Source organism: Glaciibacter kafniensis (genome assembly GCF_039538945.1).
GTDB classification, from domain to species: Bacteria; Actinomycetota; Actinomycetes; order Actinomycetales; family Microbacteriaceae; genus Cryobacterium; species Cryobacterium kafniensis.
Genome location: NZ_BAABCN010000004.1, coordinates 172,439 through 186,084, shown reverse-complemented (window position 1 = coordinate 186,084; position 13,646 = coordinate 172,439). Strand labels below are relative to the sequence as shown.

9 protein-coding genes and 1 pseudogene are annotated in these 13,646 nt (G+C 66.1%); 8 read left to right on the top strand and 2 right to left on the bottom strand.

Annotated features, from left to right (window positions below; all coding sequences use genetic code 11):
• Nucleotides 1–64: 64 nt before the first annotated feature.
• Nucleotides 65–1,159 (top strand): ABC transporter substrate-binding protein, encoded by a 1,095-nt coding sequence (locus tag ABD791_RS10110; protein ID WP_345065726.1) that lies wholly within the window; start codon nt 65–67, stop codon nt 1,157–1,159.
• Nucleotides 1,160–1,407: 248 nt separating this feature from the next.
• Here ABD791_RS10110 and ABD791_RS10105 read toward each other — a convergent pair whose 3' ends face one another.
• Entirely contained in the window at nt 1,408–3,039 is a 1,632-nt protein-coding gene (locus ABD791_RS10105; RefSeq protein ID WP_345065723.1) for a class I adenylate-forming enzyme family protein, read from the bottom strand.
• Nucleotides 3,040–3,197: 158 nt separating this feature from the next.
• Here ABD791_RS10105 and ABD791_RS10100 point away from each other — a divergent pair, with 158 nt between their 5' ends.
• The 6 genes from ABD791_RS10100 (at nt 3,198) to ABD791_RS10075 (ending at nt 11,419) form a co-directional block, all read left to right on the top strand.
• Nucleotides 3,198–5,420, top strand: a complete 2,223-nt coding sequence (locus tag ABD791_RS10100; RefSeq protein WP_345065721.1) for a CaiB/BaiF CoA transferase family protein — start codon at nt 3,198–3,200, stop codon at nt 5,418–5,420.
• Nucleotides 5,421–5,467: 47 nt separating this feature from the next.
• Nucleotides 5,468–6,220: a GntR family transcriptional regulator gene (locus tag ABD791_RS10095; protein ID WP_345065718.1), complete on the top strand. Its 753-nt coding sequence runs from the start codon at nt 5,468–5,470 to the stop codon at nt 6,218–6,220.
• Nucleotides 6,221–6,301: 81 nt separating this feature from the next.
• Entirely contained in the window at nt 6,302–7,690 is a 1,389-nt protein-coding gene (locus ABD791_RS10090) for a four-carbon acid sugar kinase family protein (protein WP_345065715.1), read from the top strand.
• Nucleotides 7,687–8,562, top strand: a complete 876-nt coding sequence (locus ABD791_RS10085) for an NAD(P)-dependent oxidoreductase (RefSeq protein ID WP_345065712.1) — start codon at nt 7,687–7,689, stop codon at nt 8,560–8,562. Before ABD791_RS10090 ends, ABD791_RS10085 begins: the two co-directional genes overlap by 4 nt.
• The gene (pdxA, locus tag ABD791_RS10080) at nt 8,559–10,658 is read left to right on the top strand and encodes a 4-hydroxythreonine-4-phosphate dehydrogenase PdxA (protein ID WP_345065709.1); all 2,100 of its coding nucleotides are present in this window, start codon (nt 8,559–8,561) and stop codon (nt 10,656–10,658) included. Before ABD791_RS10085 ends, pdxA begins: the two co-directional genes overlap by 4 nt.
• On the top strand, nt 10,655–11,419 hold the full coding sequence (locus tag ABD791_RS10075) for an SDR family NAD(P)-dependent oxidoreductase (RefSeq protein ID WP_345065706.1): 765 nt from the start codon (nt 10,655–10,657) through the stop codon (nt 11,417–11,419). Before pdxA ends, ABD791_RS10075 begins: the two co-directional genes overlap by 4 nt.
• 536 nt (nt 11,420–11,955) lie before the next feature.
• Here the strand turns inward: ABD791_RS10075 and ABD791_RS10070 are convergent.
• Nucleotides 11,956–12,696, bottom strand: a pseudogene (locus ABD791_RS10070) (IS256 family transposase); the annotation flags it as partial.
• 336 nt (nt 12,697–13,032) lie between these two features.
• Here ABD791_RS10070 and ABD791_RS10065 point away from each other — a divergent pair.
• Nucleotides 13,033–13,635 (top strand): RNA polymerase sigma factor, encoded by a 603-nt coding sequence (locus ABD791_RS10065; RefSeq protein ID WP_345065703.1) that lies wholly within the window; start codon nt 13,033–13,035, stop codon nt 13,633–13,635.
• Nucleotides 13,636–13,646: the final 11 nt, after the last annotated feature.

Sequence of the window (13,646 nt, the reverse complement as noted above, 5' to 3'; positions counted from 1 at the left end):
GACGGGTCACGAGAACACCACGAGAAGCACATTTCACGCATCAAGCACAAAGGAGTCTGACAGCATGAATAAGAAAGCAGCAATACTACCCGTGGTCACGTTCGCTCTAGCGGGCCTGATTCTCTCGGGTTGTTCCGCGGCCGCCCCGGAGGCCGAGAAGCCGAGTGGGGCGGCTGCCCTCACCCCCGTCACCCTGACCCTCCCGGCACCCGCGTCGCTCGAGTCGGTCGTGTACGACTGCGTGCCGATGATGGAGGGATACTTCGAGGACGAAGGCCTCGACGTCACGGTGGAGATCGCGGAGGGGAGCGTCCTTGCACTCCAGTCGCTGGAGACGGGCAGCAGCGACGTCGTCGTCGTCGGCACCTCGCCCCTCATGTCGGGCATTTCGGCAGGGTCCACCGCGAAGGCCTTCGCGTCGGTCGTGACCGGAAGTTACGCATATCCTGCCGTCCTCCCAGACAGCTCGATCAAGTCGTTCCTCGACCTGCAGGGCAAGACCGTCGGCGTTCCGAGCCTACAGAGCGGCTCCATCCCCTTCACCAAGGGACTGGTCGCCCTCGCCGGCGGTGACCCGAAGACCGTCGAATTCCTCCCGACCGGCTTCGGTGCCCCTGCACTCGCCGCCCTCCAAGGCGGACAGGTGGATGCGCTCGGCCTCTGGGACACCGCATATGAGGTCATCAAGGGCCTCGGCCAGGATCTGCGCTACATCGAGAGCAAGGAGTCGAAGAGCCTGGGCTTCCAGGTCGTCTACGCCGCGAAGTCGGGGTGGATCGACGAGAACCCGAAGATCGCGCTCGGCATGACGCGCGCCATGAACAAGGCGTACGTCTTCGCGACCGCGAATCCTGAAGCTGCGTTGCAGGACTGCTGGGACGAGTACCCCAACCTGATCCCGACCGGTGTTGACGAGGACAAGGCCCGCGAGGACGGTCTCGCGGCGGTAAACGCGCGCCTGGGCGCCAGCGGACCGGTGGACGGTCTCTACGGATTCTCGACCGACGCACAAGTGCAGACGTTTTACTCGCTTCAGGTTGCGGCAGGAACCGTTCGCCCCGGCATCACAGTCGACCAGCTCTGGACCGATAAGTTCGCCAAGGACGCGAACGACTTCGACGTCGACGCGATCAAGGAAGCTGCAGCTGCCAAGAAGTAGATGACGCCGTCAGGGGCCGCGGTACGCGAGGTTTGCGCGCCGTGGCCCTTCGACGTGGCTATCCCGTCGAATCGTCCTCACACCTCGCCGGCGTCACAGGAACGGGGCAGCAGGCAGCAGGCAGCAGGGCACATTCCCGAGTCGTGCCTATTGCCATGGCCGCGAGCGCTCGCTGACCAGTCGCGGCGCGACACGGCTGCACCACCGCGGGGGGATGTCTCGGGTGGTTGCGGTGCGTAAGTAGGTGCTCAGCCGCCCTGGCCGACGAGCCGGCCAGTGCCGGTTCCGAAGCGCGCCGCCAGCTCTCGCTTGAGGATCTTGCCGCTCTCGGTCATGGGCCAGCTGTCGACCTCGATAACCTCGCGCGGAACCTTGAAGCTCGCCATGAGCGAAGCGCACTGCGCGATGATCGCGGCCTCGTCGAATGGCGCTCCAGCCATCTGCACGAAGGCCACGGGGACCTGGCCCAGGCGCTCGTCGGGCTTGCCCACCACGGCGACCTCGGCAACGCCCGGGATCGTCTGGATGACACGCTCCACCTCCGCGGCGGAGACGTTCTCACCGCCCGGCTTGATCATGTCCTTGATTCTGTCTACGAAGTAGAGGTTGCCTGCGGCGTCCAGCCGACCGATGTCGCCGGTGTGGAACCAGCCCGCCGGGTCGATCGCCTCCGCGGTGGCGGCGGCGTTGTCGTAGTAGCCGAGCATGACCGACCAGCCCCGGATGACGATCTCGCCTTTCACATCGGGATCCATCGTCACACCATCCTCGGTGCTTACCGCGACCTCGATACCCGGTATCGCCTTTCCGCACGAGTACACCCACACGTCCTCGGGATCATCGATGGAGTTGATCGTGGTAGTGCCCGCGGTCTCCGTGAGGCCGTAGATGGTCGTCATGACGGGCACGCCCATCTCACGGCTGATCGTGCGTCGCAGTTCCGGTGTGCCTCCAGACCATGCCTTGTTCAGGCTCGCGAAGATCTCGGGCCGGTAGTCGACGTGGGCGAGTTCCATGGCGTACATGGCCGCCTGACCCGTGCGCGCTGTGCATCGGTACTTGGGGATGAGGGAGAACACGGCCTCGGGAGAATATCGTTCGGGGACGATCATCGTGGGGGAGGCGCCGAGTGCCATAAGCGTCGTCGCGACCGAACCACCCACGTGGTACATAGGTTGGGTGCTGAAGTAGACGTCGTCCGAGGTGATCTTCATCCGCTCCGCGATGTACCACGTGGCCCCGAGACTCGCCCGGCTGGAGAGGAGGGCGCCCTTGGGGAATGCGCTCGTGCCAGAGGTGAACTGCAGGAGCACGGCATCGTCTGCGCGGCCCACGAGGGGCGTACCGGGAGCATGCTCACCCAGCGCCAGCAACTCCGCCCAGGTGCGACGAGCGCCACCGCCGTGCGTTGCGGCCGTCGTGAAGTCGATGGAGGGCGACGCGATCGTGACCATGTCGATCGTGCCGCCGTCGAGTGATCGCGTGACGAGATCGACATAGTCCACGTGGTGGTAGTCCTCGACGAGCACGATCACGGTGGGCTGCGCGAGCCCGAAGACGTAGCCGATCTCGTCCTGGCGATAGCGCGTGTTGATGGGGACGATGATGGCACCGAGATGACTGCACGCTGTCTGCAGTATCGGCCACACCGCGGAACCCGGGGCAAGCACCCCAACCCGGTCACCCTTCCCAACACCCAGAGCGGCGAGCCCGGCCGCGACGGTGCGCGAAGTCTCGAGCCACTGCGTGAAGGTCAGGGCCTGGTGCCAGTCGGTGCCCTCGAAATGAAAGGCCGGACGCGCGCCATGGCGCGCTTCCGCCTTCTCGAGGGCCTCGGCCCAGCTGTACTCGAGGACCTCGGCGAGTACCACTTCAGGCATTGGGGCTCCCTTCGACCGGCGCGGCAGCGTGCCGCGTCGTACGGCTTCAGTCTATATTGTTTCGCAGATAACTAATAGATTCGAAACTAGAGATGATTTTGGCACACCCCCTGTTAGCATCGTCCCACCCCGATCAACGAAGAAGAGGTATCTGCACCATGGCGGCTCTCAACGGTATTCGCGTGCTGGACTTCGGGCATTTCATCGCAGGACCCCTCGCGGCCCAGTTGCTCGCCGACAATGGCGCCGAGGTCATCCGGATCGACCGGCCCGGCGCACGGGACGAGCCGCGCGACGCCTACCTGCAGCGGAGCAAGCGGCGGCTCGCTCTCGACCTGAAGGACCCACGTGACGCGCGTACCGCTCGCGAACTGAGCGACACGGCCGACGTCGTGATCGAGAACTTCCGCTCGGGCGTGCTCGACCGACTTGGATTCTCGGCGGACTCGCTGCGCGAGTCGAACCCTGCCCTCGTGTACGCCTCGATCCCCGGTTTCGCAGCGGCGGACCGACGCGCGCAGATCCCCGGCTGGGAAGGCGTGATCGCCGCGGCGACGGGCAACTGCCGGGTGCGCGCCGGTGAGGCACCCGCCGAATGGGACATGACCGTCCCGACCTACCCGTCCCTCCCGCTTGCGTCGAACTTCGCAGCGATCCTCACGGCCACGGCCATCGTGGGCGCGCTCGTCGATCGGATGAGCACTGGGGTCGGCTCGCGCATCGAGGTCCCCCTGTTCGATGCGACGTTCGAGCTGATCGGCGGGGCGGGCGCGTACTCGGCACGTCGTGGGTACCGCGCCGAGGACCCGCTCATTGCAAACGGGAGCGGGACCTACGAGTGTGCCGACGGGCACTATGTGCAATTCAACCCGATCGGCGCGACAATGCGCTTCCTGACCTGGTTCCTCGATGCAGCCGACCGGTCCTCCTGGATCGCGGAGGGGTTCGGGGTCTCGTCCTCCTACGTCGACGACCCCGGGCTCGCTGCCGTCCTCCGCGCCCGACTCACCGACCTGTTCCTCACCCGTGCCGCGCAGGAGTGGGAGGACCTCGGTCGCACGGCCGGCGTGCCATTGTGCCGCATCCGCACGGCCGACGAATGGCGTGAGACGGAACATGCCAGGGTCTCCGGCCAGGTCGTGGAAATGGACGGTACGTGGCAGGCGGGGTCGCCGATTCATCTGAGCGCAACGCCGACCGTCGCACCACGCGCAGCGGTCGCGGAGGACCGAGCGATCCAGTTCTCGAGTCCACCGAATCCAGACCGCGGCATCAGGGGCAAGCCCCTCAGGGAGACGCGCGTCGTCGATCTGACGCAGATCCTCGCGGGGCCGAGCGCGGGCCGCATGCTCGCCGAGTACGGCGCGGACGTCATCAAGATCAACGCTCCGCAACGACCGGTCGAGGCTCACGGGGTCGTGAACCGCGGCAAGTCGTCGATCCTGCTGGATTTGCAGCGCTCCGACGGCCAGGCATTGCTGTGGGAACTCATCCAGCAGGCCGATGTGCTCACCCAGAACTTCCCTGAGGGCACTGCCGAGAGCTATGGGTTCGGATACCGCCACGTTCACGCACGCCACCCCGGCCTCGTCTACGTGTCCGTGAGCTGCTTTGGCTACCACGGACCGTGGTCACGCGGACGAGGCTACGAAGTGCAGGGACAGGCCGTCACAGGCATTATGGAGCGTACGGGCCGTGGTGGCCGCCCGGCAGTGCTCGGGCCGTACAACCCACTCGACTACGGCACCGGCGCGATGGCCGCGCTCGCAGCGGTGCTCGGCATTTTCCACGCCACTCGCACGGGCGACGGCCAGCACGTGTCGACCTCGCTCGCCCACGTGGGCACATTCCACCAGGCCACGATGCTGGTACCCGGCGCGGATGCTGCAGCGGAGGTGGCCGGTCGCGGAGCGCTCGGACTCTCCGAACTGCAGCGGTTCTACCGGGCGTCGGACGGCTGGTTCTTCCTGGGTGTGTCCGAGTCGCAGCGCGACGCACTCGAACGGGCCATCGGCGGCGTCCCCAACGATGCGCTGTTCGCTTCGCGGCCCGCCGCCGAGTGGGTGGACACCCTCGTTGAGGCTGGCATGGGCGCACATGCAGTCGTGCGGCTGCCCGAGCTCTTCGACGATCCCTACGTGTTCTCGAGCGGCCTTCGACTCGAGCAGGAATCGAACGAAATCGGGACCGTGACAATGCCCGGCCCAGTCGTGACGGTCAACGGAGAGCGGCTTGCACCGGGTAGCGTCGCCAATGCACCTGGCTCCGATGCGCGCGCCGTGCTCGCAAGTATCGGTCGTGAAGACGAGCTCGCCCGGCTCGAGACGGCCTGGGTCGTCCAATCTGAGGCTCTACCTCGCGGCTGGCCCGCAGGCACGTAGTAGATTCGAATATATTTGGATATTCTGTAATTGGCAATGGAGGTCAGATGTCCACTGAGGACCACAACGCCTTGAGCGTCACGTATCCCACCGTTCCGAGGGGATTCGCAAAGCGCGGGGCAAGCAAGAAAACGATGGCGATCGATGTGCGCGATCGCATGCGGTCGGACATTCTTTCGGCGCGCCTCGTCCCGGGGCAGCGACTCATGTTCGCCGACCTGAGCGAGCGCTACGGGGTGAGCGTCGGCGTCACGCGTGAGGCCCTCACATGGCTCTCGAGCCAGGGGCTCGTGCAGGCGAACGCGCATCAGGGCTACATCGTGACACCGCTGTCCATCCCGGACCTCACCGAACTCACACAGACGCGCGTGCTGATCGAACCGATCGTGCTGCGGATGTCTTTCGAGGCCGGTGGCACGGACTGGGAAGGCAATGTCATTTCCGCCCATCACATCCTGTCCCGCACCCCGGCGCCCCACGGCCCCAAGGCGCTCGACGCGGACGCGCTCGACGTCTGGGCCGACGTCCACTCCGCGTTCCACGACGTGCTGTTCTCCGCGTGTACCAACGAGCGATTGCTGCGCATGGTACGCCAGCTCGCGGAGGAGGCGGCGATGTATCGCCGCTGGTCGGTTGCGCTCGTGCTGGGCAACCCGCAAGCGGACAACGAACACCGGGCATTGCTCGAGGCTGCTCTGTCCGGCGACTGGGAGCGCGGCGCCGCGGTGCTCTGCACCCACATCGAGCACACGCGGGAGATGCTGACCAACTACGTGGCAGCGCATCCGGAGTCCGTTTAGCCTCCATTTTCCTCGCCGGGGCTCGACAAGTTTCGAATATGGTCATATATTCGAAACAGTCACTCAGGGGAAGCGGGCCGCATGACCGAGGAAGAGGCGTCGCACACCGACGACGGACACGCACGGGCGCTCATCCGGGGTTGGCGTGGAGCAAGGCGGCTTGCCGTGCTCGACGACGATCCCACCGGATCGCAGAGCGTCCACCACGTCCAGGTGGTCACCATGCTCGACGATGTGGAGCTCAAGGCCGCGTTGCAGCCCGAATCGTCGATTGCCTTCGTGCTCACGAACACCCGCGGGCTCTCTCAGACGGATGCGGTTCGCCTCACCGCCCTGGTGGTCTCGAAGCTTCTCGCGCTCGACCCGCAGATCGACATCGTCAGTCGCAGCGACTCGACCCTCCGCGGTCACCTGCTTGCCGAAGTCGAGGAGATCAGCAGGCTGCGCGGCGGATACGACGGCGTCATCCTGGCGCCCGCCTTCTTCGAGGCCGGCCGTTTCACCGCCGATGACGTGCACTTCGCGACGGTGGGAGGCAAGGCCGTGCCCGTCGGCGAGACCGAATTCGCGCGTGATGCGACCTTCGGTTTCCGGTCATCGAACCTGTGCGAGTTCATCGTCGAAAAGAGCGGCGGCGCGATCGCGGCGAACGACGTGCTGAGTATCTCGCTCAAGACGATCCGATCCGGCGGGCCCGAGGCCGTGCGAGACGTGCTCATGGGTGCGACCGATGGTCAGTTCGTCGTCGTCAACGGCACCAACTACACCGACTACGAGACCGTCGTTCTGGGTGCGCAGGCCGCCGTCGACGCTGGCCGCACCTTCTTGTTTCGGACCGGTCCGTCGTTCGTCCGGGCCCTGGCTGGCATCGAGCCGCAGGAGCCGCTTCGAGTCGGCGATTTCGCCGCGCTCGACCGCGCAAGCGGACACGGTCTGGTCGTGGTGGGGTCGCACGTCAGCCAAACCAGCAGACAGGTCGGCGCGGCCCGCGCTCGCCGTGACCTGGTCGAGGTCGAGGTGAGCGTTCCCCGTGTGGTCGCGGGGGACGCCGACTACATCAGTGAGCGAACCGACGCGGTGCGGAATGCGCTGGCCAAGAGCGACGCACTCCTGTTCACGAGCCGCGATCTCGTCGCCGGCACCGATGGCAGACGCAGCCTCGACATCGCCCGTGCGGTCTCTTCGGCCATCAGCGCCATTGTGGCGGGTTCTCTCTCCGCGCGACCCGCCTGGGTGGTCGCGAAGGGTGGGATCACTTCGCATGACGTCGCTGTCCGCGGCCTGGGCATCCGCCGCGCGAGCGTGCTCGGCCAGATGCTCCCGGGGCAGATATCCGTGTTCGACCCCATCTCTGCGCCCGAGGGAGTCGTGGGGATGCCTTACGTCGTGTTCGCTGGCAATGTCGGGGACGACCAGACTCTGGCCGACGTGATCGAGACTCTCCACGCGGCGCAGCGGGTGTCGGCGTGACCCGCGTCGGTTGGGTGGGACTGGGCGCGATGGGTGGTCCCATGGCAGTCGTTGCGGCGAAGGCCCATACCGTAGTCGCTTACGACATCAACCCGGAAGTCGGATCGCGCCTTGCGGCATCGGGAGTCGCCGCGGCTCCTTCGATCGCCGACGTCGCAACGGGCGCGGACGTTCTCGCCGTGATGGTCGCGACGGAGGCCCAGGCGGAGGCCGCATTGTTCGGCCCGGGTGGCGCCGCGCTCTACCTCTCGCCAACAGCCGTGGTGATGGTCATGGGGACGGTCGGTCCCGTCCCGGTGCGAGCCTGGGGTGAACGGCTTGCCGCGCTCTCGGTGGGGCTCGTGGACGCCCCGGTCTCCGGGGGAGTCGCACGTGCGGCATCCGGCGACCTGCTCATGATGGTCTCCGGCTCATCGTCTGATGTCGCCGCCGTCGCCACCCTGCGCGACGCGCTCGCGAGTCGCGCGCCGCTCGTGGGCGAGGTGCCTGGGGAGGGCCAGAAGGTCAAGCTGGTCAACCAGTTGCTGTGTGGTGTCCACATCGCCGCAGCGGGGGAGGCGCTCGCCTTCGCGCGGGCGCTCGGTCTGGACGCGAAGGATTGCTGGGAGATCATCCGGCACGGTGCAGCGGCGTCGTTCATGCTCGACGACCGCGGTGAGCGGATGCTCGACGAGGCATTCGACGTGCCACGCAGCGCCATGGACATCTTCGTGAAGGACATGGGCCTCGTCGTCGACGCCGCGGAGCAGGCGGGCGCCTGGGTCCCCATCGCTGCGACCGCGGGAGAGCTGTTCCGGCGCGGGCACGACCAGGGGCTGGGACGCAAGGACGACTCTGCGATCATCAGCGTGCTGGCTCGCGGCGACTCGTGAGGGTCCCCGCGCTTGTGATCATCGCCGACGACCTCTCGGGTGCGGCAGAGACTGCGGGCGCGGTGGCCGCTGAGACCCGCTCGGCCGTGCAGGTGTGGCTGGGGCATCCGGCGTCGTTCGACGCGCCCGTGGTGGCGATCGACACCGCCTCGAGAGCGTCTGCCCGCGACCAGGCCGTGAGGCTGCTCGGGGCCGCGATTGACGAGATCCCGGTCGGCGCGCGCGTCTACAAGAAGGTTGACTCCCTCCTGCGCGGCAACATCGGTGCAGAGGTACGCGAACTGCTCGCCCGCGGGCTTCCCGTCGTGGTGGCGACCGCCGTGCCGCGTATCGACCGCAGTGTCCGCGGTGGAGTCGTGCACATCGGTGACGTGCCCCTCCACGAATCCGACCTCTGGAACGCTGAGGGCAGGCGCCCCCCGACGAGCATCGCTGAGGCACTGGGAATTCCCTGCGCAGTACTCCCCGTCGGCGTCTTGCGATCGGCGCTGCTGGGCGATGCCATTGAATCCGCTCTCGCGGGCGGCCTGGTGCCCGTCTGCGACGCCGAGACCGAATCGGACCTCGATGTGCTCGCCGCCACGCTCGCGACACTGGACCCGGAGCTCGTTGTGGTCGGCTCGGCGGGGCTCGCGCGTTCGATGGCGCGACACCTCGGGCTCGATGCGCACGGACCTCGCTTCACGCTCGGTGCCGATCGGGTCGTGACGGTCGTGGGCTCCACTGCGGCTTCGGCTCCGACGCAGGTCGCGCGGCTCGTAGGGCAGGGCGTCCGCCATGTCGAGCTTCGATCCGGCGTCGAGCCGGGCCTCGACGGCGGCGACGCGGTCGTCACTGTCGAGGAGTGGAACGCGGCGGCGTTCGCCGCCCTCGCGAAGGCGATCCGAGAACTTCCGGGCCGAACGGATCTGGTCCTCACAGGCGGCGACACTGCCCGCCATGTCCTCGACGCGCTCGGTATCGACTGCGTATTTCCTGAGCATGAAATCCACGACGGCGCTGTGCTGAGCATGACCGGCGACAACCGGGCTGTCGTCACCCGCCCCGGCAGCTACGGCACAGACGACAGTCTGGTGCAGATCGTTCGCCATCTGAAAGGTACTCACATGACGTCATTTCCGACCATAGCGCTCACGATGGGCGACGGGGCAGGCGTCGGTCCTGAGATCTGCGTCGCCGCTGCGCTCGACGCGGGCCTGAGATCGACCGCCCGCCTCGTCGTGATTGGCGATGCGGGGCGGATGCGCCAGGCAGCCGCCATCCTCGGCAGCACGGCGACAATCGCGGTGATCGGCGCTGTCGACGAGTGGCAGGCCGACCGCATCAACGTCATCGATCTCGCGCTGATCCCTGAGGATCTGCCATGGGGCGTGCTCTCCCCGGTGGCAGGGGATGCCGCGTTCCATTACGTGCGCGTCGCATGCGAGCTCGCGGTCGCGGGTACCGTGCAGGCCATAGCGACCGCCCCGCTTAACAAGGAGGCCCTGCACCTCGCCGGCCACCTCTATCCGGGACACACCGAGATGCTTGCCGCGCTCACCGGGACTGAGGAGGTGTCGATGCTCCTGTCGACGCCCAAGGTCAAGGTCATCCACGTCACGACGCACGTCGGCCTCATCGACGCGATCGCGAGAATCGAGCCAGGCCTGGTCGAGCGCACGGTCCGACGCGGTTGGAGTGCGATGCGAGCCTCCGGGATCGAGAACCCCCGCATTGGCGTCTGCGCGATCAACCCGCATGCCGGCGAACACGGACTGTTCGGCTACGACGAGGAGGCGACCAAGATCGCACCGGCGGTCGACCTGCTCGCTGCTGAGGGTATGGACGTGCACGGCCCGCTGCCTGCCGACACGGCATTCTTCCTTGCCGGTCGCGGAGACTACGATCTGGTCGTCGCGATGTACCACGATCAGGGCCACGGTCCCGTCAAGGTGCTCGGGATTGAAGCGGGCACCAACGTCACCGTCGGACTGCCGGTCATCCGCACCTCGGTGGACCACGGCACAGCCTTCGACATTGCAGGCACAGGCATCGTTGATAGCCGAAGCATGGTGGAAGCGGTACGTCAGGCGATCGAGATGTCAGGCGCGGCGTGAACCCGGCGATCGGGCTGCTCCAGCGCAAGGTCGTCCTGGTCATGGGAGGCAGTTCAGGAATCGGGGCGGATGCGGCCCGGGTGTTCGCGCTGCACGGTGCTTCGGTGATGCTCGTCGCTCGTTCCGAGGGGCCACTGCGTTCGATCGTTCGCGAGCTTGCAGAGTCGGGTCACGAGGCCGCGTTCGCGATCGGAGACGTCGCCGTCGCCGCGGATGTCGCGCGGGTAGTCGGCGCGACCGTGGAGCGGTTCGGTCGCCTCGATGGCGCACTGAACAACGCCGCACTCACGCAGGCGGGTCGACTCGATGAGCTGTCCGAAGACGACTTCGACCGGATCATGACCGTCAACGTCAAGGGCACATGGCTATGCCTCCGCGAGGAACTGCGTGTCATGCGCGCGGCGGGATCGGGCTCGATCGTGAACGTCAGCAGCGTGAGCGGCGTGCGCGGAGGTTCGGGGCTAGGCGCGTACAACGCAACCAAGCATGCCGTCATCGGACTGACACGCTCGGCCGCGCACGACAACGGACCGATTGGCATCCGCGTCAACGCCGTGGCTCCTGGCCCCATCGAAACGCCGATGCTCGCAAAGACGCGCATAGCGATTCCAGGCGGAGTCGAAGCGCGTATCGCTTCGACTCCGCTTCGAAGGGCAGGTACGGGTGCTGAGGTGGGGGAGGCGGCGGCCTGGCTGCTCAGCGATCGAGCGAGCCATGTCAGCGGGGTGGTCCTGCCGGTCGACGGAGGGTTGAGCGCCTGATGACGAGCAATAGTCCTCAGCCTTCGTTGCGGACAACGATGAGGAGCCACGGTGGCTGTACGTGGCTAAACTCCGTTGGGCTCGTCGCTTTGGAGATGCTGGTCTGGTCGACTCGCACACCCGCGCTGCCCCCTCCCCGGCCTGCGTTACAGGGACCAGAGACGTGCCAAGAACCCAGCGCAAGACCTGGATGGACACGTATTCCTACGCGACTCACCGTTGTTCTTGGTTCGAGTCCAGGTACCCCCTGACCCCAGTTCGGCCACTTCCGCCCGCCATCTCTCACCGGGTCGGATCTTCCCCCCGGTGACTCGGATCGCCTTCTCGCTTAAACTATTGCAAATAATGCAAGTGTTGCCATCCTCGCCAACTCGACCAACCGACTTCGCCGTCGACGTGCGCGCCGTTAGAGGTTGTCGTCGATCCTGTCCTCGCGCGGATGCCGGATTCGTGTGGGGATGAGTGCGAGGGTGTTCTCGCGGTCACGTCCCGCTGAGTGGTGGAGTTTCTCAACACCGTGCGGTTCAGTGTTTTGATTATGCCGCAGCGAGTTCGGGGAGTGAAACCACCTCCTCGATCGGCTCGGGCGTCGGGGCGTTCATGGTGAGCAGAGCCGCCATGGAGGCTTCGGAGAGATAGCGGCGGTCGCCGGCTTGCCACTCGTCGTGCTGCTCGACGAGGACCGCGCCGGCAAGCCGCAGCAGCGCGGCCGGGTTCGGGAACACGCCCACGACGTCGGTGCGGCGTTTGATCTCCTTGTTCACCCGTTCCATCGGGTTCGTGGACCAGATTTGCCGCCAGTGCTTGACCGGGAAACCGGCGACGGCGAGCACGTCGGCGCGGGCCTCGTCAAGCATCAGGGCGACCTTCGGGTGCGATTTGCCGAGCATGCGGACGACCTCGTCGAACTGGGCGTTCACGTGCTCGGCGTCGGGCTGCGCGAACGCGGTGCGGATGATCGATGAGACCATCTCCTGAGACGCCTTCGGCACGATGGCGAGCACGTTGCGCATGAAGTGCACCCGGCAGCGCTGCCAGGCCGAGCCCTGGAACGCGACGTTGATCGCCTTCTTCAGGCCGGTGTGAGCGTCGGAGATGACGAGCTTGACCCCGCCGAGGCCGCGGGCCTTCAACGAGCGCAGGAACCCGGTCCAGAATGCCTCGTTCTCGCTGTCACCGACGTCGAAACCGAGGACCTCTCGGCGCCCGTCGGCGGCGACGCCGAACGCGACGACGACCGCTTGAGCGACGACGCGGTGGTTCACCCGCGCCTTGCAAATCGCTCGGCACCTCAGCGCGCGACGGTTAGCCGGAGCTATTCCGACGGCCACAATCGAGCGCGGAGCCCGTGTTCAAGTCGCAATCGTATCGAGGTCGGGCCAGGACCACCCGTCGAGAAACGACGCGAGACTGACGTGCGTCAAGTCGCAGGCGGTCATGCGGTAGCCGGGCCGTTGGGCGCCACTTTTACCCGGTATTCCCAGCTCTGTGAGGTCCCGCAAACTTGTAAGCGCCGCTGTTCGCTCAAGGACGAGCATTCTCAGCTGGCGACCTTCATCTGGCGGGAGGGCGCAAAGATCGAACCTTTTTGTGTCGGGAGAGCAAGTACAAGTATGAGCACAGACAGCGACAGCAACTTAATCCGGTACTCAGCCGAGAATCCGGCGGTGTTTGGTGAGCTGTATGAACGGCATTCTGCAGCGATTCACCGGTACGCGGTTCGTCGTGTTGGCGCGAGTGCCGCGGATGACGTCTTGTCCGACACGTTTCTTGTCGCTTTCGAACGCCGGTCGAGTTTTGACCTGACGTGGGCGGATGCCCGTCCCTGGTTGTTCGGAATTGCCACCAATCTGATTCGGAAGCATCACCGCGAGGAAAAGCGCGAGCTGAAGGCGGTGATGTCGAGCAACATCGACCTCCCGTTCGATGACACCGCTGCGGTCGGGCAGAGGGTCGATGCGGAGCGGGCGGTCCGCGGTATGGGTCAGGCTCTTCGCAAAATGCCGGCGAGGGATCGTGATGTGCTCCTGCTCTTTGCGTGGGGCGGTCTCAGCTACGAGGAGATAGCCAACGCGACGGGCTCCCCAGTCGGGACCGTTCGTTCACGCCTCAACAGAGCACGCACCACGCTACGCACCGCCACAACTACCGAAGCAAAAGTTTCACCGAAGGAGATGAACTATGGACGAGTTGACGCTTCTACGCAAAATTCATGAGACGCCGGAAT